The sequence below is a fragment of the Kitasatospora sp. NPDC059462 genome (genome assembly GCF_042749955.1).
GTDB lineage: Bacteria > Actinomycetota > Actinomycetes > Streptomycetales > Streptomycetaceae > Kitasatospora.
Window position 1 is genome coordinate 13,978 of the sequence record NZ_JBHYUU010000054.1, and the last position, 22,809, is coordinate 36,786.

The following is a 22,809-nucleotide window of genomic DNA, read 5'->3' on the forward strand; positions in this document are numbered from 1 at the left end:
TGTGCCGCCTCGGCCACCGTGCGCGACGGCCCCGGCAACCGTGTGTGGCGGCCGTCGCGCCGGGTAGGCGCACCGACAGGGGCGCCGACCGGCCGTGGAGGAGGACGTGACCGCGCTGTTCGCCGACCGCAGGGACGCCGGGCGCAGGCTGGCCCGGCGGACGAGTGCGTACCTGGGTGCCCGCGCGGGGGAGCGGGCGGTCGTCGTCGGGCTGGCTCCGGGCGGTGTCGCGGTGGCGGCCGAGGTCGCGCGGGCGCTGGCGGCCCCGCTGGACGTGGTGGTGGCCCGCCCGCTCAACGCGCCCGGCAACGGCACCCCGCTCGGCGCGCTCGCCGACGAGTGCCCGCCGGTGCTGAACCGCCGGATGATGCGCGCGCTCCGGCTGCGGGAGGAGGACCTCGACGCCGAGGTGGCCCACCAGCGGGTGGAACTGCACCGGCTGGAGAAGCTGTACCGGGACCGCAGACCGGCGCTGCCGGTGGACGGGCGGACGGTGGTGCTGGTCACCGACGGGGTGGTGTACGGCCCGGTCGCCCCGGCCGCGGTGCGGGCGCTGCGCGGCTGCGGCCCGGACCGGCTGGTGCTGGCCGCCCCGGTGTGCGACGCCCGCTCGGCGGCGGTGCTGCGCCGGGTCGTCGACGTGCTGCTCTGTCTGCGCGAGACGACCTATCTGCACGCGGTGGGCCCCTGGTACGGCGACTTCCGTGACGTGACCGACCGCGAGGTGGCGGTCCTGCTGCGCCGGCCGCCGGGCCGGACCCCGGGGTGAGGGGTCAGATCCCCGTGGCCGGGAGCAGCAGCAGACGTTCGGGGTCGAACGGCATCCAGGCCGGGGCCTCGCCGCGTCCCATCGCGCGGACGCGGCACCAGGGCGGGGCGCCGGCCGGGCGCCACCAGGCGTTGATCCGGCCCACCGCCCAGCTGCCGTCCGCCCGGGTGATCTGGACCGGCTGGTAGGCGGGCTCGACCTCGTGCTCCGGCGGCCGCCAGCCGGGTGCGGCGGGCGGGCGGGACGTTGCGGTGTACTGCCCGGGATGGTCTGCCATGTCTCCCCCTCCTGGGTGGGCGGTGGAGGTCAACTCTACAGGCGTGTAGTAGTTCGTGGGAGTCCGATGGGTGAAATTCGGTCGAGCGGCCGGTGCCGGACGCGTAGGGTCCGGTGCCGCGCGGGAGTCCGGGGCTCCGGCGCCGCGGCCGGCGGCGACGACGTCCGGGACAGGGGGGAGTTCCGTGGCGGGCGGGTGGGGTGTCGTGCTGGTGCTGGGCCTGGTGGTCCTGGTGGGATCGTCCGTGCAGCGGCTGGCGGGCGTCGGCTTCGCGCTGGTCGCGGGACCGGCGCTGGTCCTGCTGCTGGGGCCGGGGGACGGGGTGACGCTGTCCAACTGCGCGGCCGGCGTCATCAGCGCGATCGGACTGGCCGACAGCTGGCGGCAGGTGCGGCTCGCCCGGATGCTGCCGCTGATCGGCGCGGCCGCGTGCACCGTTCCGGCCGGTGCCTGGACGGCCGCCCGGGTGCCGGCGCCCGCCCTGCTGATCGGGATCGGACTGCTGGTCAGCGCGGCGGCGCTGCTGGTGATCCGCGGGGTGCGGGCCTCCGGGCTGCGCGGCGTGCGCGGCGCCCTGGCGGCCGGTGCGGCCAGCGGGTTCATGAACTCCGCCGCCGGGGTCGGCGGTCCGGCCGTCTCGCTGTACGCGGTGAACACGGGCTGGAGCGCCCGGGAGTTCGTGCCCAACGCCCAGTTCTACGGGGTGGCCGTCAACCTCTTCTCGCTGGCGGCCAAGGGGGTGCCGCACCTCGCGGTGCCCGCGTGGTCGACGACGGCGGCCGGGATCGTGCTCGGCGCGGGCCTCGGCAAGGTGCTGGCGGAGCGGGTGGCCGAGCGCCGGGCCCGCACGGTGGTGCTGGCCCTGGCGCTGGCCGGCGGCCTGGCCACCCTCGGCAAGGGGCTCGGGGAGCTCTGAGCGTGCGACGGGTCGCCCCCGGTTCCGGTGTCACGGCCGCCGTCGGAGGGCAGGCTGGGTCCGTGCTGCTCCGCATCGAAGCCGTCGACCTTCCGGGCCGGTCCTGCCCGGCCGCCCCGGGGTTCCCCGGCTACCGGGACGTCCACGTCGCCGTCCAGCGGCGCGACCGCCCCGGCGAACTCCTCGATCCGCAGCCCGGTGACGCGCTGTCGGCGGGCTGGACACTGGAGTGCACGGCGAGCCCCGTCTCCGGCGGCATCGACCTCAGGGGTCCGTGGATCCAGGGCCGGCCCGGGCAGCGCTTCGTCTACCTGGTGTGGGGCACGGCCGGGCGCGCGGGTGGCTTCACGATGTTCCGGCGGGCCAAGCTCATGCTCGACGCCGTCGACCGGCAGGTGCTCGCCGAGGCCGTGGCGGCCGGGCGGCTGGTCGCCCGCCTCGGCCTGACGGACGCCGAGGGGCAGCCGCTCTGCGCGGCCGTCCGGCCCCCGGCCGTGGTGTGGACGGCCGGAGCCTGACGCCCGGTCACCCGCCCGACGACCCGCCCGGCCGCTCACCGGCCCCGGTCACCGGCCCCGTTTACCCGCCCCACATACCGGCCCCGGGTATAGTGACCGCATGTGTCCGGACGCCGCCCCACCCTCCCGCGACCGGCGTCGCCGTGGGGCCGGGGCGGCGCTGGTCCTGGTGCTGCTGACCGCCCTCGGGCTGATCGGCCACCACAGCCTGCCGCCCGGCGTCGTCCCGGCCCCGCACGCCGCGATGGCGGTGGCGATGCCGACGGCGCCCGCCCACGGGCACCCCGCCGGGCACCGGGCGTCGACCGTCGCCGAGCATCCCGCCCAGGCCTGTGCCGAGCACCGGGTCTGCTCCTCGACGGCGCCCGCGCGCGGCGTCCCGCTCGACGCCCCGCCGCCGTCCGGCCTCGCCGCCGCGGGCTCCGCCGACCCGGCGCCGCACCGCCCGGCCCCCGCACCCGGCATCCCGTGGCCGGGCGCGCCGCCACCCGATCTCGACACCCTCTCGGTCTCGCGCAGATAGGCGCCCGCACGGCGGCGGGGAGCGCACCCTCCCGCCGCCGGTCCGCCCCGTCCACCGGCACGGCCGTGCAGGCCGGTGCCGTCGCGCACTCACCCGAGAGACCACGATGTCCCGATTCACCGTCAACCGCCGTTCCCTGCTGCTCGCGGGCCTGGGCGCCGCCGGCGCCGGCCTGCTCGCCGCCTGCTCGGACACGGCCGGCACCCCGCCGCTCGTCGACCCGTCCGGCAGCCCCGTCGCCGAGGCCGAGGCCGGGCGGCGCGCCACCGGCCGCGAGCGCCCGGTGACCGTCACCGCGGCCGCCGCCACCGTCGAGCTGGGCGGCGGCCTCACCGCCCCGACCTGGACCTTCGGTGCCCTGCCGGGCACCGCCGTGCGCACCACGGCCGGCGACACCCTGGTCGCCACGCTGGACAACCGGCTGCCCGCGCCGACCTCCCTGCACTGGCACGGCCTGGCGCTGCGCAACGACATGGACGGCGTGCCGCCGGTCACCATGCGGCAGGTCGGCCCCGGCGGCAGCTTCACCTACCGCTTCGTCACCGACCGGCCGGGCACCTACTGGTTCCACCCGCACGTCGGCGTCCAGCTCGACCGGGGCCTGTACGCCCCGCTGATCGTCGAGGACCCGCAGGAGCCGCTGGGGTACGACGAGGAGTGGGTGGTCGTCCTGGACGACTGGCTGGACGGCGTCACCGGCACCCCCGACCAGGCGTTCGCCGAACTCCGCAAGGGGATGGGGGGCGGCAGCGGCGGCCACGACATGAGCGGGATGTCCGGCCACGACATGGGCGGCCACGGCACGGGCGGCACGGGCGCCCCCGCCGGTCAGCCGCCGTCGTTCATGCTCATGGGCGCCACCAGCGACCTGCTCGGCGGCGACGCCGGCGACGTCCGGTACGCGCACCACCTGGTGAACGGCCGGATCGCCGCCGACCCCGAGGTGTACCGCTCCTCGCCCGGCCGGCGGGTGCGGCTGCGGATCGTCAACGCGGGCGGCGACACCGCCTACCGCCTCGCCCTGGGCGGCCACCGGCTGACCGTCACCCACACCGACGGCTACCCGGTGCGGCACGAGGAGGCGGACGCCCTGCTGATCGGCATGGGCGAGCGCTACGACGCCCTGGTCACCCTCCAGGACGGCGTCTTCCCGCTGACCGCGCTCGCCGAGGGCAAGGGCGCCGCCGGCCGGGCCCTGGTCCGCACCGGCGCGGGCGAGGCGCCGGCGGCCACCGTCCGCCCCGCCGAGCTGGACGGCCGGATCCTCACCGCCGCCGAGCTGCGGGCCGCGGACGAGGTGCGCCTCCCGGCGCGCACCCCCGACCGCACCCACCGGATCGAGCTGACCGGCGGCATGGCGAAGTACGACTGGGCGCTCGACGGGCGGCCCTTCGACATGGCGGACCCGGCCGCCCGCCCGTTCCTGGTCGGTGGCGGCGAGCGCGTCCGCCTGGAGTTCGTCAACCGGACGCAGATGTGGCACCCGATGCACCTGCACGGCCACACCTTCCAGGTCGGGGAGCAGGGGCCGCGCAAGGACACCGTGATCGTGCTGCCCGGCCGGACGGTGACCTGCGACTTCGACGCCGACAACCCCGGCCGCTGGATGACGCACTGCCACAACGCCTACCACGGCGAGGCCGGGATGATGGGCCTTCTCGCCTACCGGGCCTGACCCGCCCCGTCGTTCCCGCTCCCGCCCCGCCCGCCGTGCACGCGAAGGCGAACGGGACCGGGACCGGGACCGGGAACGACGCGCGGGTCAGTCCTCCCGCACCACGACCGTGCACAGCCGCTTGGTCGCCCGGGTGAGCGCGACGTAGAGGTCGCGCTCACCCCCGGGGCGGGCGGCGGTGATGCCGTCGGGATCGACGACGATGGCCGTGTCGAACTCCAGGCCGCGGGCCTCGGACGCCGGCACCAGCCGGACCTGCCCGCCTCCGCCGGCCGCCGTCAGCGCCGCCGTCAACGCCGCCGTCAGCGCGGTGACCGACGCGTCCGGGCAGATCACCCCGATCAGCTCGCCGGGGTGGGCGGCCGCCTGGCCGTCCAGCTCCGCGCGCAGGACGCCGGGGAGCGCGGCGGGCGCCGCGCCGAGGGTGCGCGGCCGCTCGCCGTGCCGGATCGAGCCGACCGGCGGCTGGTCCGGGGCGATCCGGGCCAGCAGCTCGCGGGTGGCGGCCAGGATCTCCTCGGTGGTGCGGTAGCTGACGGTCAGGGTGCGCAGGTCGAAGCGCCGGCCGAGGTGCGGGGCCAGCGCCTCGTGCCAGTCGCGGGCGGTGGTCGCCGGACCGGCCTGGGCGAAGTCGCCGACCAGCGTCATCGACCGGCCGGGGCAGCGCCGCAGGACCATCCGCCACTGGAGCGCGGTGAACTCCTGCGCCTCGTCCACCACGACATGGCCGAAGGCCCGCGCCGGCGGGCCGTCGAGCAGCGCCGCCGCCTCGTCGAACAGCGGCAGGTCGGCGTCGGTCCACGGCGCCGCGGGGGCGCGCAGCAGCAGCGCACGCTCCTCGGCGGTGAACTCCGGCAGGTGCGCGGCCAGCGCGTCGGGGTCGCCCAGCAGGGCGTCCACCACCGCGCCGGGCGTCAGCCGCGGCCACAACCCCTCGACGGCGCGCTCGACGTGCGCGTCGTCGAGGAGTTCGGCCCGCATGGCGTCGCTGTCGAACCCGGGGCCGTCGTCGCCCGGCCCGGCCTCCAGACCCAGGTGACGCAGGTCCGCCGCCGCGGCCCGGTCCAGGTCGATGCCGGTCAGCTCGGCGACCTCGGCGTCGATCCGCTCCAGCGTCTCGGCGGCACCCCGGGCCAGCACCGCCGTCACGGCCTCCACCAGCAGCTCCTTGAACAGCCGGCGGGCCCGGTGGTGGGCGAGCCCGCCGACCCGGGCGGCGTCCCGCAGCCGGGCGACCTCTGCCCCCTCCAGCCGGACGTCCTCCTGCCCGACGCGGACCGCGAGGCCCCCGTCCGGCGCCTGCCGCGCGCGCACCACCGCGGCCAGCGCCCCGGCGAGCGCGGCGTCGCCCTTGAGCCGGGCCGCCCGCGGCCGCTCGACGGCCTCCACGGCCGGAGCGGTGACCTCGGCCGCCAGTTCGGCGCAGGTCGCGAGGACGACGTCGTTCTCGCCCAGCGAGGGCAGCACCTGCGAGATGTAGTCCAGGAACCGGGCGTTCGGCCCCAGCACCAGGACGCCCTGCTCGGCGGCCTTCGGGAAGGCGTAGAGCACGTAGGCGGCGCGGTGCAGCGCCACCACCGTCTTGCCGGTGCCCGGCCCGCCCTGGACGACGGTGACCCCGCGGTGCGGGGAGCGGACGATCGCGTCCTGCTCCGTCTGCAGCGTGGCCACCGCGGTGCCCATTCGCCCGGTGCGCCGCTCCTGGAGCGCGGCGGACAGCGGACCGTCGCCGACCACGTCCTCGGCGGTCGGCTCGGAACCGTCCAGCAGCTCGTCACTGACCCCGACGACGGCGCGCCGCGCCAGCCGCAGGTGCCGGCGCCGCCGCAGGCCCATCGGGTGCACCGGAGTGGCCTCGTAGAACGCGCGCGCCGCGTCCGCCCGCCAGTCGACCAGGGCCGGCAGCTCGTCCTCCTCGCGCTGCAGGCCCAGCCGGCCGATCCGCAGCGCCGTCCCGTCCGCCAGGTCGATCCGGCCGAACACCAGGCCGCCCTCGGCGCCTTCGAGGCGCCGCACCTCCCGGGTGAGCCGTTCGGCCGCCGACTGCCGCTCGTACGCCTCGCGGGCGCCGTCCGCCCGGGTCGCGAGCGTCACGGCGAGCTGCGCCCGGGTGTCGGCGAGCCGGTCGTCGAACAGGGCGGTGACGGCGGCCACCTCCGCCCGCTCCAGTTCCACCTGGCGTACCACGTTCTGCTCGGCCTGCGGCACAGGAAGTGCTCCCCTCTCGGTGTCGGCCTGTCACTATGCGTGGTCGCGCGGGGAAAGTAAATGTTGACTTGTAGACCGGAGTTGTGTCCCCCGACCGCGGTCCCGGCCCCGTCCCCGCCCCCGTCCGCGCCCCCGCAACGCGACCGACCGGGCACCCGGCCGCGCGGCGGCGGTCCGGGTGCCCGGTCGGCGGGAGGCGGTGCGCGCGGTGGTGCGGTGCGCGCGGGAGCCGGGTGGTCAGGACTCCTTGACGACCACGGTGTTGGCCGGCTTGTCGTGCAGCGCCTGCTGGAGCGGCTTGTCCCACAGCGGCCACAGCACGTTCAGCAGCGCGAAGAGCGAACCGAGGCAGTAGACCGCGTTCGGCAGCGTGTAGAGGGCAGCGCGGATCAGCAGCGAGTTCTCGGCGGGCTTGCCGCCGGTCGCGACCGAGACGACCCGCAGCTTCATGACCTTCTTGCCGACCGTCTGGCCGCCCTGGGTGAGCAGCATCGCGGCCTCGTAGCCGAAGGACAGCAGGGCCGCCAGGACGTAGTACAGGATCGAGGCGCCGATGACACCGAAGAGCACCACGGTGGGCACGAGCAGCACGCCGACGTCGATCAGCCGGGCGACCAGGCGCTCGCCGATCGGGGCGAGCGGACGGCCGCCGGGCACCGGCGAGCCGCCGAACGCGCCGGGCTGCGGGTGCCCGTGCGGCCAGGAGCCCTCCGGCGCGCCGTAGGGCTGCTGCGGGGGAGTGCCGTAGCCGTGCTGCCCGTACGGCTGCTGCTCCCCGAACGGCTGCCCGTAGGGGGCCTCCTGCTTGTACGGCTGCTCCTGCCCGCCGCCGTAGGGGTTCTGGTTCTGCTGACCGTGCGGGTTGTTCCCCTCGTAGGGGTTCTGGCCGTACCCGTTGGGGCCGTTGGTGCTCATCGTGGCTGGTTCCCTGCCTCGGCGACGGTGGTGTACGGCTGTTCTATCGAGCCCGCGTCCGCCGGGGGAAGGCCGATCGGCAAGTCGTTACCGATCAGGGGCATCGTTGTCGCCGAGCCGGGAGGCCGGGAGTCCGTTATGTTCGGAAATGCCGGAACAAGCCTGCGCCGCCCCCCGCGGCGGCCCGACCAGGGAGACGGGAATGACCGGTGCACCCGAACCCATCAGCGAGGCCGGCCGCAGCACGCTGGAGCGGGAACTCGCCGAACTGCGCACGGAACGCGATGCCGTCGCCGACACCCTGCGCGGCGGCGAGGACGTCGGCGACCGGGCCGATCAGGCCGACGAACTGCAACGGGCCGACCAGCTCGACCGGTTGGACGACCGGATCGCCGGAATCGAGGGGCGGCTGCGCGAGGCGGCCGCCGCCGGGGCGCCGAGCACCGAGAGCGTCGGCGTCGGCAGCACGGTGACCCTGCGCTTCGCGGACGCCGACGAGATGACCGTCCGGATCGGTGAACTCGCCGAGGAACTGGATCCGGAGCTGGTCACCGCGGACAGCCCGCTCGGCAAGGTGCTGCTCGGTCGCCGGGCCGGCGAGACCGTCGAGTACGAGGCGCCCGGCGGCCGGACGACGGCGCTCGTCGTGTCGATCGGGAGCACGTAGACCTGCGGCACGCCCCTGGCCTCCGGCCCGCCTCAGGCCCGCGGCACGTCCTGGAAACGGCCCGGGACCCAGAGCGGTACCGGGGCGTCGGGCGCCATGTGTCGGGCCGCGTCGGCGTCCAGGGCGGCCAGGGCCAGGCCCCGGTCGCCGTCGGTGAGCTCCGCCAGCGCGGCGGCGGCGGAGCGCGCGCAGGCCAGGACCAGCGCCAGCAGGTCCTGGCGGCGGCAGTGCTCCCGGACGTAGGCCGCGGACCGCTCGGCGACGTACCCGGCGTGGGCCTCGCGTTCGGCGTCGCCGGCCGGGCCGCTCCCGGCGGTGGCCGCGCGGACCCCGTGCCAGAGCAGGACCAGTGCGGCCGGCTCGGCCGGGTGGGACACCTCGGCGAGCCGCGCCCGGTCGCGGGCCTCGGCCGACTCGCGGCCCAGCCGTTCCAGGGCGGCCGGGCCGTCCCCGTCGTGGCGCCGCAGCACCAGCTCCGCCGCCCGCCGCACCACGGCCCGCAGCACGGTCTCGGCCGGCACCCGGAGGCCGGGCGCCGCGGGGTCGGCGAAGGCCAGCCACGCGTCGGCGAACGAGGCCGCCCGCAGCTGTCCCAGCCACGGCGCGGCGCCGGCCGCGGGCGCCAGCCGTTCCTCGACGGCGAGGCGGATCAGCCCGACGCCGATGAGGTCCGGCGCGCTCGCGTCCGGTCCCAGCCCGATCAGTTTGGTCCCCACGGCGTACCCCCCGGTCAGCGGTCGTCACTCTGCCGGGTCATCCCATCACAGTGCGGCGCGGTCGCACGGGATCGTGGCGCCGATGAGACGTACGACACGCGGGGGAGCGCCGGAGGGGCGCCGCTGGTCAGGCCCGTTCGGCTGCCTCGTCGGGCTCGGCGGCCTCGTCGGCGTTGCCGGTCCCGGCGGTCCCGGCGGTCCCGGCGGGCTCGTCGGGCTCGTCGGCCCGCTCGGGCTCCGGGTCGCGGCGCTCGAAGGGCGAGGGCACCGGGAAGTAGGCGCGCAGGAACTCCGTGACGGCCTGCTCCTGCTCCTCGGGCGACAGCAGGTCGCGGGTGCCGTCGGCGAGGCAGAAGTAGTCCGCCCAGCGCTCCTCGTGCAGCTGGGCGAGCCGGCCGAGGTCCTCGGTGCTGTCGGTGACGAAGTAGCCGTCGTAGAGGTGGCCCTCGACGGTGCGGGCCGTGGCGTGGCCGTAGTGGATGGCCAGGGTGACCGGCGCGAGGTCGGCGGCCGAGCGGAACGGCGAGCGGACGGTGTCGTGCAGCTCGTCCGCGAACCGCTCCGCGCTCTCGGCGAGCACGCTGCGCCGCAGCGGGTGCGGCGAGTGCTTGAGGGTGCGCGGGTAGGTCTTGCCGACGGCGGCGGCCAGCGCGGCCCGGGTGTTCTTCTGCGCGGCGACGTACACCGACTCGCCGGGCTCGGCCCCGCCGGGCGGGATGATCCGGTTGTCGGGGAAGTACCGGGGCATGCCGTTGCCGAGGAAGAAGTCCTCCGGGACGAGCGGGCGGCCGAGGAAGACGTCGTCGTTGAGGTAGAGGAAGTGCTCGGCGAGGTCCGGGACGAGGTGCAGCCGGGTCTCGATGGCGTGGGAGTTGAACACCGGGCCCGCGTCGGTGCCGGCGAACAGCACCCGGTGCGGGACGACGGTCAGGCCCGGGTGGGCGGTGTCCAGCCAGTGCGGTGTCTGGTCGTCGGTGACCAGGTGGATCCGGCGGATCCACGGCGCGTGCGCGGCCAGGGCGCGCAGGCAGTAGCGCAGCTCGTCGCGGTTGCGGAAGCGCTGGTCGGCGTCGCCGGCGATGCCGCTCTCGGCGACGCCGTCCTCCTCCGCGATCGGGGCGGCGGTGTGCGCGAGCCGGGCGCGGGCGGCGGCCCGGCGCTCCTGCCAGCCCGGGTCGGCGTCGTCGACCCAGGTGATCACGGCGTCGACCGGGAAGTCGACCTGCTCGGGCAGCGAGGCCGCGAAGACGTCGAGCAGGGGGTAGGGCCGGCCGCCGACGGTGGTGGTGGCGGTGGCCTCCAGCGAGGGCACCCACCAGCCGAAGGGCGTTTCGTCGATCGCCGCTATGGCGCCCTCGGAGGGCGCGGCGGAGTCCCAGAACTCGACGTCGCAGCCGGTCTCGGGGCCGTACAGCAGGGTGCCGAGCACCGCCGGGCGGTAGATCCGCACGCCCTTGACCCGGTCCGCCGGCCAGATCGGCCCGGCCTGCTCGCCGGCCCGCTCGCCGTCCTGCTCCTCGCCGTCGCGCTCGGCCGCCTCCCGGTCCTCCGCGTCCGGCGCGGGCTCCGCCGCCGCCTCCAGCAGGCCGACCGCGCCGGGCAGCTGCTCGGCGAGCACGGTGGTGAGGGTCCGCCCGTGCTCCAGGAGACCGGCGTAGACGGCCTGGCCGGCGAACGCGGCGGCCAGCGCCTCCAGCACCGCCGTCCGGTCGCCCGGGCGGATCGCCAGCCGGTGCCGCGGGTGGCGGTCGGGCACGATGCCGTGCGCGAGGCCGGCCGTCCGCAGCGCCGCGCTCACCTCGGCCAGGTTGCCGTCGCGGCGGTCGCCGGGCAGCAGCGTCCGGCGCGGTTCGGCCAGGTGCTCGCGGTGGCGGACGACCCCCGGGACCGTGCCGAGCAGCTCCGCCTCCCGGGCGGCCCGCTCCTCGCCGAGCCGCTCGTACGGCGACCGGGGCTCCTCCTGGGCGGCGTCCTCGGGCTCGACCTGCGCAACCGGCGCGACCGGCTCGTGCGCGGCCTCGTGCGCAGCCTCGGCAACGTCCTTGTGCGCGGCCTCCGGCGCGACCTCCTCCGGCGCCCCGGCGGCCGGCCCGGCAGGCGTGCCGCCGACGGGCCGGTTGCGACGGGCCAGCGCGGCCAGCGGGCGCATCTTGGCCGCGAAATCGGCCGGACGGATCGGCAAAGGGAACTCCAGGGCTCTCGGTACTGGTGTCAGGCGTTTCACGTCCCCCGAAAAGCTGCCGGTCTCTGCTCCGCTCCTCCGGCTCTCTTCCTCGCCTCTTCTTCTTCGCGACCGGCTCACCCGTGCACCCGACGGGGGCGCAGGTGGGACGGGCTTCCGGTCCGCACGAGATCGTATGCGACCAGGCGAATTCTGTGTTGAGCCATGGTAACAATCGCATGTCTTTTCGGCTCTGCGAGGCGTCGCCCGGGGAGTGCCGTCCGTGGTGAATGGTGTGCGACCGGCCTGAGGGCCCGTCATCGGTTCGCCGATTCACCGGATCTGTCCTGCCGTCGCGATCCGGCTTTCCGCCACCTTTGTCCTGTCGTGACCCGGCCATTGCCCGGGGTTGACGTCCGTGTCCGCCTGCCGGGAGCGACTCTCGTCGGCCTGCATATGCAGGTGGTCGACATATGCCGAGAGTTGTCCTATGGTGTTCGCCAGGCGGGCGGCCGGCTCCGGAGAACGGACGAGCCGTGGGGGGTGTGGGCGCCCGCCGCACCCGCGTGGTCCGGCAGACGGCCGGGCCCTTCGCTTCCTGTGGGAGGACCGCAGTGCACCACCGTTCCCGTTCGCCCAAGTTGCTCGGCACGGCGATCGCCGCCGTCCTGGGCCTCGGCCTGGGCATGCCGACCGCGTCCGCCGTCCCGTCCGCCGACCCCGACCCCGTTCCGGGCCTGGTCGCCGGATCGGACACCGCCGCCCCGCAGCTGGTCACCGGCCTGGCCGAGGCGGCCCCCGGCGCGACCCCGGCCGACGCGGCGCGGGCCCACCTGGCCGCCCACCGGGACCGTTACCAGGTCGACCCCGCCCAGCTGGTGGAGACCGGGACGGAGCGCGCCGCCGACGGCCGCCGCACCGTCAGGTTCGCGCAGCAGTACGGCGGCCTCCCGGTCTTCGGGGCCGCCTACCTCGTCCACCTGGTCGGCGAGGGCGAGGGGCAGCGCGTCGAGTCGGTCGGCGGCAAGTACTTCACCGGGCTCGCCGCCCCGACCGCGCAGAGCGTCCCGGACGCGGTGCTGCGCGAGCTCGCGCTCGGCGCGGTCGAGGACCCGGTCGCACGGCAGGCCGCGACGGCCGAGGACCACGGCCTGGTGGTGCTGCCCGGCGGCACCGGCCGGCTCGCCCGCCACTTCACCGTGCGCGGCGCCGACGCGGCCGCAGGGGAGGCGAAGGCGCGCGCCGTGTTCGTGGACGCCACCGTCGGCGCGGTCGCGCTCGCCTACGAGGTCCGCGCCCCGCAGCTGCCGGCCGCGCAGGCCGCCGGGTCCGCCGGTGCCGCAGGGGCCCCCGAGCCGGCGGTCGGCACCGCTCCGGACGTCCACGGCAACCCCGTGCAGGTGAACATCGGCCGCCTCCCGGACGGCAGTTACCAGCTCACCGACCTCACCCGCCCCGCCACCATCACCACCTATGACGCGGAGGGGCGCGAATACCTGGAGGTCAGGGGCAGGATGCCGGCCGGGGTCCAGCCCGCGGCCTCCGCGACGCCGGACTTCCCCGCCTCGGCGGCCGCCACCGGCGCCGCCAACGCGCACATCAACGCCGGGCTCGTGTACGACTTCTACCGCGACCGGCTCGGGCGCCAGGGCATCGACGGCCAGAACGGCCCGATCATCGCGATGGTCAACGCGACCAGCTTCGGCAAGCCGATGCGCAACGCCGCCTGGGACGGCCAGAAGATGATCTACGGCAGCGGGGGTGCCAAGGAGTTCCCCTTCGCCGTGGCGATCGACGTGGCCGGCCACGAGATGACCCACGGCGTGGTCGAGAAGACGGCCGGGCTGATCATGATAGGGCAGTCCGGGGCCCTGGACGAGGCGGTCTCCGACTACTTCGGCAACGCCATCGAGGTGACCGCCCGGGGCCTGTCGATGGACGACCCCCGCGCCGCCCTGCTGGGTGAGAGCCTCTGCCGCACCGGAACCCCGGAGGCCTGCGCGGACCGGCGGCTGGACGACGGCCGCACGACGGTCGCCGACTACGTGGGCGCCCCCTACAGCGTCGACAGCGGCGGGGCGCACCTCAACTCCACCATCATGGGCGGGGCGCTGTGGGACATCCGGCGCACCCTGGACCCGCTGACCGCCGACCGTCTGGTCTACCGGGCGCTCAGCGAGTACCTCACCCCGCTGGACGGCTTCGTCGAGGCCCGCAACGCGGTGCTCGCGGCGGGCCGGTCGATGGGCCTGTCCCGTGCCCAGCTGCGATCCGTCGCCGGCGCCTTCGACGCGCACGGGATCAAGGAGGGCTGGCAGCGCCGGATCGGCGTGGACAGCCGGCTGGTGCTGGGCGACGTCGCCGGCGGGCTCGTCGCGCCGGCCGTCGCCGACGGCCGCTGGGTGGCGGCCACCACCGGCCACGGCTTCGGCGGCGTCCTCGGCGTCGTCGCCGGAACCGTCGGCAGCTCCGCCGAACCCGTGCGGCTCAGCCCGGACGACGGCCGCTCGCACGCCTGGCCCGCGACCGACGGCACGACCGCCGCGTGGACGACCCTGGGCGGGCTCCCCGGCGGCGGCTGGGGCGCCGAGGTGCTGGCCCGCCCGCTGGACGGCGGACCGCTGCGCAGCGTCTACACCGGCCCGAACCAGCAGGTCTCGGACGTCCAGGTCTCCGGAGGGACCATCGCCTTCCGGTTGGCCGACTTCGCCACCCACCGGGCGCTGCCCGCGATCTCGGTGAACGGCGGCCCGGTGGTGCAGATCCCGCTGGCCGACGGCCATGCCGCCTCCTCGGTCACCCTCCAGGGCGGACTGCTGGGCTGGACCGAGATCTGGACGTCCGGTGAGCGGACCGTGTTCGCGCCGACCGTCTACTCGATCGCCACCGGCCGGGTCGTCGCCCAGTACGTGCTGGGTGACGGCGAGGGCGCCCCCGCCGTCCGGGCCGAGCAGACCCGGCTGGCCGGCGACCGGCTGTACTGGGTGGAGCAGCCCGACGACAAGAGCACGGGCAGCTCGATCCGCTCCGGCGCCGTGGACGGCTCCGGGGTGAGCGAGGTGCTCACCGGCACCACCGCCGACCTGCGCCGGATCGAGAGCTTCACCGTCTCCGACAAGGCCGTCACCTTCGTCCACGCCTTCGAGGAGCCGAACGGCCCCGTGCACAACGCCGACCTGCCGAAGCTCTGGCAGCTCCCGCTGGCCGGCGGCACCCCCCGGCGGGTCTCCTGCAACCGCGGCGGCCAGTACGTCCCGGCGGCCGACCGGGGCACCCGGGTGCTCTGGCTGGACGCCACGGCCGGCCGCACCGACCTGGTCGTGCGCGAGCGTCCGACCGGCACCTGCTGACCGGAGGGACGGCTGCCCCGGGGTCCGACCCACGGCGCCGACCCCGCGCCCGGACCCCGTCCGCCCCCTTGGTCGCCCGCCCGGCCGCTGCCTGCCCCCCGCGGCCCGGGGGGCCCCGTCCGTCGCGCCCCCCGGCCCCCGCCCCGCCCCACCCCGCCCCGCCCCCGGTGCCCCGCTGCCCGCTCCGGCGGATTGCCGGGGTGGGGGTGGGGCACCCGCCGGGGTGTCCGGTGCCACGGAGCGCCGGTGCGGAGGTGGCGGTCATGGACGGTCAAGGTCTGTCGAGCCGGGAGCGGCGCGTTCTGGCGGAGATCGAGGCGGGGCTGCGCGCGGACCGGCGGCTGGAGCAGCGGCTGCGGACGATGCGGTTCGTGCTGCCGGGCGGCGCGGGCCGGGCGCTGGACGCCGCCGCCCGGGTGCCGGGGTCGGTGCCGGTGCTGCCGGCGGCGCTCTCGCTCGGGCTGCTGCTGGTCGGCACGACGGTGCACACGGCGCTCGCCGTGGCGCTGTACTCCGTGGTGTGGCTGCCCACGGCCGTGCTGCTGCTCGCCCGGGGGACGAGGGCGGGGCCGCGCCGGATCCGTGTCCGTCGCGGCCGGTGAGCGCGGGGGTGGGGCGCGGGGGTGGGGCGCGGGGCGGAGAGGAAGTCCGGGCAGATCGGTATCAATCGCCGCATTCCGGGTACCACTGTCATCGGAGTGGCCGTGGTGCACCGACGCCGGCCGTTCCCGCGCCCGTCGGGCGCCACCTGGACCGTCGCTTGAAGAAGCCGGGCAGAGGTCTTCGGGAAGAGGAGCCGCGGTGCGTGCGGGAGTTCCCGCCCGCCGTCCCTCGCGGCCCAGGCGTTCCCGCTCCCTGGAGAACAGCCGTGTCCATGTCGACACTCCCAACCGGCCCGTGCGCCGACCCCCCGTCCGCCCCGCCGTCCGCCCCGCCCACCGCGCCGTCCGCCCTGCCGGACGCCCTGCCGCCGGACCTGCCCCCGCGCCCGAGCGAGGCGCAGCTGCGGGTGATGGGCAAGACCGAGGCCCGTGAACTCAGCGACGCGCTCTTCGAGCGGCTCGGCGGGCTGCCCCGCGAGTCGCACGCCTACAGCTACGTCCGCGGGACCATCATCGAACTCAACATGCCGCTGGTGCGGTTCATCGCCGGTCGCTTCCGCCACCGTCCGGAGGACATGGACGACATCCTCCAGGTCGGCACCGTCGGACTGATCAAGGCGGTCGACGGCTACGACCCGGAGCGCGGGGTGGAGTTCGTGACCTACGCCATCCCCACCATCGCCGGCGAGATCAAGCGGTTCTTCCGGGACACCTCCTGGCCGGTCCGGGTGCCGCGCCGGATGCAGGAGTTCTACCTGACCGTCGCCCGCGGCTCCGACCGGCTGGAGCAGCGGCTCGGCCGCCTGCCGCACCCCGAGGAGATCGCCGAGGACCTGCACCTCACCGTCGACGAGGTCGTCGAGGGGCTGGTCGCCGGCCGGGTCTACCGGCCCAACTCGCTGGACGCGCTGCGCGACCAGGACACCGACGAGTCCGGCAGCGCGCTGCTGGACCGGCTCGGCTCCTGCGACCCCGGCATCGAGCTGGCCGAGTTCCGCACCGCCGTGCGCCCGCTGCTCGGACAGCTGCCGCGCCGCGAGCAGGTGGTGCTCAAGCTGCGCTTCTGGGAGGACCGGACGCAGTCGGAGATCGCCGAGCGGATCGGCGTCTCGCAGATGCACGTCTCACGGCTGCTCTCGGCCACCCTCGCGCACCTGCGCGAGCAACTGGAGGACCGGGCGGCGGACGGCCCGTCGGACGCTCCGTCCGGGCCCGGCTGACAACCCGCACCCCTCCGGGCGTTTCCGGCCCCCCGCAGCGGTTAGCCGCGCTGCGGGGGGCCGTCGGCGTGAAGGAGGAGAAGCACCGTGTCACCGCAGGGTCCGACCCCGCCGGCGGCACCGTCACCCCCGGCGCCGACGGCGCACCCGGCCACGGGCTGCGCCTCGCCCCCGCGCGCGCGGCCCCCTACCGGACCGCGTGAGCCCAGGTGCCGCCACCACCCGGCACCGTGCACCCCGAGGAGCACCCGCGATGACCCGCCACCAGCCCCGACCGCCCGCCGACACCACGACCGTGCCGGACGAATCCGCCGGACTCGCCGTCCGCCTCCGGCCGTGGGCCCGCGGCAGCGTCCTCGCCCTGCACGGCGAACTCGACCTGGACTCCGTCGCCGTCCTGCGCCGGGCCCTGGACCGCGCGCTCGCCGTCCCCGGCACCGTCGTGGTGATCGACTGCGGCGACCTCGCGTTCTGCGACTCCACCGGCGTCGGCGCGCTGCTGGAGGCCGCCGCCCGCGCGGCCGGCTTCGGCAGCCGCGTGGAACTCGCCCGCCCCCGGCCGCTGGTCCGCCGGGTGCTCGAACTCACCGGCGCCACCGAAGCGTTCGCCGTCCACGACACCGCGCCACCTTAGGCCCCCCAGGAGGATCCGATGACCACCACCCCGGCGGCGCTCTTCGACGTCGACGGAACGCTGCTCGACACCACCTACCTGCACACCCTCGCCTGGTGGGAGGCCCTGCGCCAGTACGACCGCGCCGTCCCCGCCGTCCGGGTGCACCGGGCCGTCGGCATGGGCGCCGACCGGCTGCTCGACCACCTGCTCGGCGAGGACCGCGACCGCGCCGACGACCAGGCCGTCACGGCCGCCCACGACGCCCTCTACGCCCGGTACTGGCCCGTGGTGCGCCCGCTGCCCGACGCCGCCGAACTGCTGCGCTCCTGCGCCCGCCGCGGCTGGCGGGTGGTCCTGGCCAGCTCCGCGTCCCAGCGCGAGCTGACCGCGCTGCGCACCGCGCTGGGCGCCGACGAGGTGATCGCCGCGGTCACCACCGCCGATGACGTCGCCGCCACCAAACCCGAGCCCGACCTCGTCCGCGCCGCCCTCGACCGGGCCGAGAGCGCCCCCGAGCTGGCGGTGTTCGTCGGCGACACGCTCTGGGACGTCACCGCCGCCGCCCGGGCCGGGGTGCCGTGCGTGGCCGTCGAGAGCGGCGGGCACTCCGCCCAGGACCTGCTCGGCGCCGGCGCCGTCGAGGTCCACGCCGACACCGGGGACCTGCTGGCCGGCCTGGACACCAGCCTGCTCGCCCGCCCGCCGGTCCCCGGCTGAGCCGCCCCGGCCGCGCGGCGCGGACCGCGTCCGCTCGACCCGGCCGGGTCCGCACCGCGATACTGGAAGTCCGGGCGGGTCCGCCCGTCCGGAGGTCCCGCGTGCGCGCCGGGGTGTCCGGCAGACGGCACCGGGTACGCGTGGCGGAACCCCATCGACACCGGGGAGACCGTCATGCAGCCCGCCGTTCTCCAGCCCCTCCTCCTCCGGCCGCGTTCCCGGCCCCGCCCCGACCGGCCCTGCCCCGACCGGCCCGGAGCCGTCCCGCGCGGGCAGGAGTGACCGTGCCCGGCCCGTCCTCCACCGCGGGGCAGGACCCCCCGCGCCCGGCCACCACGCCGGGTGCCGAGGAGACCGCCGTGCTGCGCGAGGCCGTGGACCGGCTGCGCACCGAGGCCGAGGGGCTGCGCCGCGCGATGCGCAGCCGCGGCGTCATCGAGCAGGCCAAGGGGATGCTCACCGAACGGCTCGGCTGCACCCCCGACGAAGCCTTCGCGTACCTGGTGCACCTCTCCCAGGACACCAACCGCAAGGTGGTCGACCTCGCCGCCGGCCTGGTGGGCGTCGCCGCACCGCCGCCCGAGGACGCCGCGGCGCCACGGGACGGCGAACGGGCCCCGGCCGGGCCGCCGCTGCCGGAGGGCGAGGAACCGGCCGCCGCCTTCCCGGAGCAGCCCGAACCGCCCCGGCCCCTGCCGCACCCGCCGGGCGGGGCGGCCCGCGCCCGGGTCCAGGACCTCGCGGCGCTCTTCCACCTGGCCTCCTCGGCGCTGGCGAGCGCCGACACCCCCGAGGACCTCGCCCGGGTGCTGCACGAGGTCGCCCTCGCCCCCGTCGGCGTCATCGCGGTCGTGCTCGGCCTGCTGGAGCCGGACGGCGCCCTCGCCCTGGTCGCCGGCCACGGCGTTCCCGCCCAGCGGCTCAGCCAGTGGCGCCGGATCCCGCCGGAGACCGGTGTGCCCCTGGTCTCGGCCGCCCACGGCGGCGGCATGGTCTGGGAGTTCGACCCTCCGGAGGGCGACGCCGGCCGGCCGGTCACCGGCCGCATCGTCCCCGGCCGCAGCGCCTGCGCCGTCCCGCTGCACCACGCCGGGCGGATCATCGGCGCGATGAGCCTCGGCTGGGCCGGCCCGGCGGAGCAGGCCCGCTCCGCCACCCGGTACGTCAACGCGCTGGCGGGCCCGGTGGGCGTGAACCTGCTGCGGGTGGCGGCGGGCGACGGCGGCGAGCCGGCGCTCCCCGTCCCCGGCGGCGAGGCCTGGCTGCGCGGCGTCCTGGACGCCACCTTCTCCCCGGTCCTGGCGCTCTCCGCGGTCCGCCCGGGCGGTCGCGGCGGGCCGGTCACCGACCTGCGCGTCGCCTACGCCAACCGGGCCGCCGTCGGCCCCGGCCCGTCCGCCCAGGGCCGGCGCCTCAGTGAACTGCACCCGGGCCTGGTGGCCACCGGGACGTTCGCCCGGATCCTGCGGGCCGCCGTCGAGGCCGTCCCGCACGAGGGCCCCGCCGAGGGTTTCAGCCAGGGCACCGGCGGGCCGGAACGGGCCGTGACGATCCGCGCCACCCCCTTCCTGGACGGCCTGCTGCTCACCTGGCGCCCGCGCCGCGGCCCGGTCGAACGCGCGGCCCACCTGGCCGAGGCGCAACGGCTCTCGGGCGTGGGCAGCTTCCGCTGGTCGACCGGCGACCCCGGACCGGACTGCTCCCGGGAGGCCCTGCGGCTGCTCGGCCTCGGCGGCGGGCAGCCGGCCGTGGTGCCGCTCGCCGGGCTGCTGCACCGGGTGTGCCCCGAGGACCGGCCCGCCGCGGGCCTGCTGGTCCGCCGGCTGCTGGCCGGCCAGCACCTGGCCACCCTGGAGTTCGGCGTGGTCGGCGCGCCCGGCGCCGCCCCGCGCGTCCTGCGGGTCGTCGCCGAGTCGCTCGCCGATCCCGGCGGCGGCCGGGCGCGCACCGTGAACGGCGTCGTCGAGGACGTCACCGGAAGGCGTCACGCCGACGACCAGCTCACCGCCGTCCGGTCCCGCCTCGCCGAGCAGCGGCGCCGGGCCGCCGCCGAGCACCGGGCCGCGCGGGCCCTGCGGACCGCGCTGACGGCGGCGTCGTCCGTCGCCGAGCCGGAGACCGGAGGGCCGGAGAGCGCCGTCCGCCCCCTCCGCGGCGCCGAGAACCCCCGTTCGGCGGGGGACCTGTGCGACCTGCTGCGGCTGCCCGGCGGCCGCTACCTGCTGGCGGTCGGCGGCGTCGGCCGCCGCGGCCCGGTCGCCGCCGTCCGGGCGGGCGAGGTCCGCAACGGCCTGCGCGCCCTCGCCCACACCGGGGCCGGCCCGGCCGAACTGCTCGACGTGCTCAACGCCATGCTCGGCGAGCACAACGGCCACCGCACGGTCGGCGCCGTCTGCGCCCTCTACGACCCGCGCGCCGGTGAACTGCTGTGGACCGCCGCCGACGAGGTGCCCCCGCTGCTCCTGCGCGACGGCGGGGCCGCCTTCGCCCCCGGCCCCGTCGGCCCCGCCCTCGGCGCCCGCCCCGGGGCCCGGTACGACCAGTCCGACCTGAGCCTGCGGCCGGGCGACGTCCTCCTGTTCGCCACCCTCGGCCGGCCGGTGCACGCCCCGGCCGCCGACCGCACGGCCCGCCTGCTCCTCGATGCCGCCGACCCCCCGGACTGCGCGGGACCCGCTGCCCTCCCCGCCCACCTCGACCGCATCGCCGCCCGCCTGACCACCGGCCCCGCCCCCGTCGACCACGGACTCCTCCTCGCCCTGCGCGTTCCGGCCCTGCCCGGGCGGTGACGCCTGCCCCTGTCGCGCGGTTGCCGGGTGAGGGGGCTGGCGGGGTGCGTCCGGGGGGTGGTGCCGAGGTGTGGGTCGGCCGCCTGCCCGGGGTGGCCCGGTCGCTGCTCCCGCCCGCGTCGATTGCTGGTTCGCTGTCGGTCTGCGCATTCCGGGCGGTGATGCCTGCCCTTGTCGCGCGGTTGCCGGGCGAGGGGTTCGGCGGGGGGCGTCCGGGGGGTGGTGCCGAGGTGCCGAGGTGCGCGTCGGCCGCCTGCCTGGGGTGGCCCGGTCGCTGGTCCTGCCCGCGTCGATCGCCGGTTTGCTGTCGCTCTGCGCATCCCGGGCGGTGACGGCCGCCCCTGCCGCGCGGCTTCCCGGCGAGAGCCCCCGGCCACCTGGCCTGCGGGGCCGCCGCCGGCCTGAGCACCGGTCCCGCCGTCGTCGATCACGGCCTACCCTGCGCCCTGCCCGTCCGCTGTCGTGCGGCTGCCGACGTGTGCGCCGACCAGCCGGACTCTGCCGCGTCTGCTGTTCCCGGCCGGCCGGCCGGGCTGCTGCCCGAGTTGGCGAGCTTGCGGAGCCGCCTCCTCGCCGTCCCCGCGTGCGTGGGCGCCGATCGCCGTGATTCGCCCCCGCCCGGTGGGCCTGCCCGTCCGGCTGCCGGTGACGGTCTCGAAGGTCCCCGTCGGGCCGGCAGCTCGCCCGTGGGGGCAGCCGGGCAGCAGCGGCATGGTGGGACCGTTTTGGCGGGACCGGGCCCCACGGTGCCAGGCTGCCGGCCGCCCCGCCGTACGCGTCCAGGGCCCCGACGGCAACGGCCCGGCCCGTGCGGACGCGTGGGCCGGCCGCCCCGTGCGTGAGGTTCGTTCCGGGCGATCCGGGGCACCCGCCCGGCCGGAAGCGGAGCACGATGCCGAGGAGGCGGACAGCATGGACCCGCGGACACCGAACGCCCGGCCCGTCCACGGCCCCGGGGCGCTGGGGGCGGCCACCGGCGGCACGCGGGCGCCGGCCGCCCCGGCGGCGCCCGGGCTGTGGGGGCCGACCGGGGTACGGCCGGACCGGCGTGCCTCCGGCGGCGGGAGCGCGCGATGAGGCGGGCCCCGGCTCCCCGGGGGCCGCTCTCCGCAGCCGTCCTCGCGCTGGTGACCGCCGGCCCGCCCGACGGCGCCGACGCCAGTGCCCCGGGCGGCTCCGCGGCCGGCGACGGGGCCTGGACGGAAGCGCTCCGGGGCACCGATCCGTGGGGCGAGGACCACCAGCTCGCCCTGCACCTCTGCTACGAACTGCACGACCGCGGCCTGCCCGGCGTCCACCCCGGCTGGGAGTGGGACCCCGGCCTGCTCGCCCGTCGGCGCGGTCTGGAGCGCCCCTTCCTCGCCGCCGTCCGGGAGGCGGCCCGGCCCGTGACGCCCCTCGCCGAGGCCGTCGGGCGCCTGCTGACCGCCGAGGGCGACGGCGGCCCGTCGGCGTACCTGGAGGCCGAGGGCGAGCGCTGGCAGGCCCGGGAGTACCTGGTGCACCGCTCGGTCTACCACCTCAAGGAGGCCGACCCGCAGCTGTGGCTGCTGCCCAGGATCCACGGCCCCGCCCAGGCCGTCCTGATGACCGTCGCCTTCGACGAGTACGGCGCCGGGCGGCCCGAGAACGCCCACGCGCTGCTGTTCGCCCGGATGATGGCCGACCTCGACCTGGAGCCGGCCTACGGGCACTACCTCGACGCGGTGCCCGCGCCCGCGCTGGCGGTGGTCAACCTGATGACGCTGTTCGGGCTGCACCGCTCGCTGCGCGGCGCGGCCGTCGGCCAGTTCGCCGCCATCGAGATCACCTCCTCGCCGGGCTCCGCCCGGCTGGCCGCCGCGCTGGAGCGCCTGGGCGCCGGTCCGGACGGCACCCTGTTCTACCGCGAGCACGTCGAGGCGGACGCGGTCCACGAGCAACTGGTCCGGCGTGGCGTGATCGACGAGCTGACGGCCACCGAGCCCGGGCTGGCCGGGGACATCGCCTTCGGCCTGGCGGCGACGGAGGCGGTGGACGGCCGGTTCGCCGCCCACCTGCTGGAGCACTGGCGGGCCGGGCGCAGCTCGCTGCGCTCGCCGCTGCCCGACGGCCCCGGCTGAGGCGGTGTCGCTGCCGCCGCGCCGGTGCGGGCTCCCGCATCCTTTTCCCGACGACCGGTCAGCAGGGG

General features: G+C 77.0%; 19 protein-coding genes. 14 read left to right on the forward strand and 5 right to left on the reverse strand.

Going from position 1 to position 22,809, the window contains the following annotated elements; all coding sequences use genetic code 11:
- Positions 1–106: 106 nt before the first annotated feature.
- A complete protein-coding gene (locus tag ACFXAM_RS16455; protein WP_380291694.1) occupies positions 107–769 on the forward strand; it encodes a phosphoribosyltransferase in 663 nt (220 codons plus the stop codon).
- Between the two features lie 4 nt (positions 770–773).
- Here ACFXAM_RS16455 and ACFXAM_RS16460 read toward each other — a convergent pair whose 3' ends face one another.
- The gene (locus ACFXAM_RS16460) at positions 774–1,046 is read right to left on the reverse strand and encodes a hypothetical protein (RefSeq protein ID WP_380291696.1); all 273 of its coding nucleotides are present in this window, start codon (positions 1,044–1,046) and stop codon (positions 774–776) included.
- Positions 1,047–1,230: 184 nt separating this feature from the next.
- On the opposite strand from ACFXAM_RS16460, the gene ACFXAM_RS16465 reads away from it, so the two are divergent.
- The 4 genes from ACFXAM_RS16465 to ACFXAM_RS16480 all read left to right on the forward strand — a co-directional run bounded on the left by ACFXAM_RS16465 (position 1,231) and on the right by ACFXAM_RS16480 (position 4,678).
- On the forward strand, positions 1,231–1,962 hold the full coding sequence (locus ACFXAM_RS16465) for a TSUP family transporter (protein WP_380291698.1): 732 nt from the start codon (positions 1,231–1,233) through the stop codon (positions 1,960–1,962).
- A 62-nt stretch (positions 1,963–2,024) separates the two neighbouring features.
- On the forward strand, positions 2,025–2,480 hold the full coding sequence (locus ACFXAM_RS16470) for a DUF5990 family protein (RefSeq protein WP_380291700.1): 456 nt from the start codon (positions 2,025–2,027) through the stop codon (positions 2,478–2,480).
- A gap of 100 nt (positions 2,481–2,580) precedes the next feature.
- Complete coding sequence (locus tag ACFXAM_RS16475; RefSeq protein ID WP_380291702.1) at positions 2,581–3,003, forward strand: hypothetical protein; 423 nt, start codon at positions 2,581–2,583, stop codon at positions 3,001–3,003.
- 106 nt (positions 3,004–3,109) lie between these two features.
- Complete coding sequence (locus ACFXAM_RS16480; protein WP_380291704.1) at positions 3,110–4,678, forward strand: multicopper oxidase family protein; 1,569 nt, start codon at positions 3,110–3,112, stop codon at positions 4,676–4,678.
- An 87-nt stretch (positions 4,679–4,765) separates the two neighbouring features.
- Here the strand turns inward: ACFXAM_RS16480 and ACFXAM_RS16485 are convergent, their stop codons facing one another.
- Together ACFXAM_RS16485 and ACFXAM_RS16490 are read right to left on the reverse strand one after the other, a co-directional pair.
- Entirely contained in the window at positions 4,766–6,886 is a 2,121-nt protein-coding gene (locus ACFXAM_RS16485) for a HelD family protein (RefSeq protein WP_380291706.1), read from the reverse strand.
- A gap of 237 nt (positions 6,887–7,123) precedes the next feature.
- A complete protein-coding gene (locus ACFXAM_RS16490; RefSeq protein ID WP_380291708.1) occupies positions 7,124–7,801 on the reverse strand; it encodes an RDD family protein in 678 nt (225 codons plus the stop codon).
- Positions 7,802–8,003: 202 nt separating this feature from the next.
- Here ACFXAM_RS16490 and ACFXAM_RS16495 point away from each other — a divergent pair, with 202 nt between their 5' ends.
- Positions 8,004–8,468: a GreA/GreB family elongation factor gene (locus tag ACFXAM_RS16495; RefSeq protein WP_380291710.1), complete on the forward strand. Its 465-nt coding sequence runs from the start codon at positions 8,004–8,006 to the stop codon at positions 8,466–8,468.
- A gap of 32 nt (positions 8,469–8,500) precedes the next feature.
- Here ACFXAM_RS16495 and ACFXAM_RS16500 read toward each other — a convergent pair whose 3' ends face one another.
- Together ACFXAM_RS16500 and ACFXAM_RS16505 are read right to left on the reverse strand one after the other, a co-directional pair.
- Positions 8,501–9,184 carry a hypothetical protein gene (locus tag ACFXAM_RS16500; protein ID WP_380291712.1) on the reverse strand — a complete coding sequence of 228 codons (684 nt, stop codon included), beginning with the start codon at positions 9,182–9,184 and terminating at the stop codon, positions 8,501–8,503.
- Positions 9,185–9,311: 127 nt separating this feature from the next.
- Complete coding sequence (locus ACFXAM_RS16505) at positions 9,312–11,366, reverse strand: stealth conserved region 3 domain-containing protein (protein ID WP_380291714.1); 2,055 nt, start codon at positions 11,364–11,366, stop codon at positions 9,312–9,314.
- 593 nt (positions 11,367–11,959) lie between these two features.
- Between ACFXAM_RS16505 and ACFXAM_RS16510 the strand changes: the two genes are divergently transcribed.
- The 8 genes from ACFXAM_RS16510 (at position 11,960) to ACFXAM_RS16545 (ending at position 22,741) form a co-directional block, all read left to right on the forward strand.
- Complete coding sequence (locus tag ACFXAM_RS16510; RefSeq protein WP_380291716.1) at positions 11,960–14,695, forward strand: M4 family metallopeptidase; 2,736 nt, start codon at positions 11,960–11,962, stop codon at positions 14,693–14,695.
- A 263-nt stretch (positions 14,696–14,958) separates the two neighbouring features.
- On the forward strand, positions 14,959–15,297 hold the full coding sequence (locus ACFXAM_RS16515) for a hypothetical protein (RefSeq protein WP_380291718.1): 339 nt from the start codon (positions 14,959–14,961) through the stop codon (positions 15,295–15,297).
- A 272-nt stretch (positions 15,298–15,569) separates the two neighbouring features.
- The gene (locus ACFXAM_RS16520; RefSeq protein WP_380291720.1) at positions 15,570–16,517 is read left to right on the forward strand and encodes a SigB/SigF/SigG family RNA polymerase sigma factor; all 948 of its coding nucleotides are present in this window, start codon (positions 15,570–15,572) and stop codon (positions 16,515–16,517) included.
- A gap of 68 nt (positions 16,518–16,585) precedes the next feature.
- Entirely contained in the window at positions 16,586–16,720 is a 135-nt protein-coding gene (locus ACFXAM_RS16525) for a hypothetical protein (protein ID WP_380291722.1), read from the forward strand.
- Between the two features lie 50 nt (positions 16,721–16,770).
- Complete coding sequence (locus ACFXAM_RS16530) at positions 16,771–17,151, forward strand: STAS domain-containing protein (protein ID WP_380291724.1); 381 nt, start codon at positions 16,771–16,773, stop codon at positions 17,149–17,151.
- Between the two features lie 18 nt (positions 17,152–17,169).
- Positions 17,170–17,850, forward strand: coding sequence for an HAD family hydrolase (locus ACFXAM_RS16535; RefSeq protein WP_380291726.1), 681 nt, complete (start codon positions 17,170–17,172; stop codon positions 17,848–17,850).
- Between the two features lie 284 nt (positions 17,851–18,134).
- Positions 18,135–20,639, forward strand: coding sequence for a SpoIIE family protein phosphatase (locus ACFXAM_RS16540; RefSeq protein ID WP_380291728.1), 2,505 nt, complete (start codon positions 18,135–18,137; stop codon positions 20,637–20,639).
- Positions 20,640–21,712: 1,073 nt separating this feature from the next.
- Positions 21,713–22,741, forward strand: a complete 1,029-nt coding sequence (locus tag ACFXAM_RS16545) for an iron-containing redox enzyme family protein (protein ID WP_380291730.1) — start codon at positions 21,713–21,715, stop codon at positions 22,739–22,741.
- The last annotated feature ends 68 nt before the right edge of the window (positions 22,742–22,809 follow it).

What these genes read in the sequence shown, in the direction of transcription:
- ACFXAM_RS16460 (WP_380291696.1), bottom strand. Translation starts at nt 1,046, where the DNA reads ATGGCAGACCATCCCGGGCAGTACACCGCAACGTCCCGCCCGCCCGCC.
- ACFXAM_RS16475 (WP_380291702.1), top strand. Translation starts at nt 2,581, where the DNA reads ATGTGTCCGGACGCCGCCCCACCCTCCCGCGACCGGCGTCGCCGTGGG.
- ACFXAM_RS16480 (WP_380291704.1), top strand. Translation starts at nt 3,110, where the DNA reads ATGTCCCGATTCACCGTCAACCGCCGTTCCCTGCTGCTCGCGGGCCTG.
- ACFXAM_RS16490 (WP_380291708.1), bottom strand. Translation starts at nt 7,801, where the DNA reads ATGAGCACCAACGGCCCCAACGGGTACGGCCAGAACCCCTACGAGGGG.
- ACFXAM_RS16495 (WP_380291710.1), top strand. Translation starts at nt 8,004, where the DNA reads ATGACCGGTGCACCCGAACCCATCAGCGAGGCCGGCCGCAGCACGCTG.
- ACFXAM_RS16515 (WP_380291718.1), top strand. Translation starts at nt 14,959, where the DNA reads ATGGACGGTCAAGGTCTGTCGAGCCGGGAGCGGCGCGTTCTGGCGGAG.
- ACFXAM_RS16520 (WP_380291720.1), top strand. Translation starts at nt 15,570, where the DNA reads ATGTCGACACTCCCAACCGGCCCGTGCGCCGACCCCCCGTCCGCCCCG.
- ACFXAM_RS16530 (WP_380291724.1), top strand. Translation starts at nt 16,771, where the DNA reads ATGACCCGCCACCAGCCCCGACCGCCCGCCGACACCACGACCGTGCCG.
- ACFXAM_RS16535 (WP_380291726.1), top strand. Translation starts at nt 17,170, where the DNA reads ATGACCACCACCCCGGCGGCGCTCTTCGACGTCGACGGAACGCTGCTC.
- ACFXAM_RS16545 (WP_380291730.1), top strand. Translation starts at nt 21,713, where the DNA reads ATGAGGCGGGCCCCGGCTCCCCGGGGGCCGCTCTCCGCAGCCGTCCTC.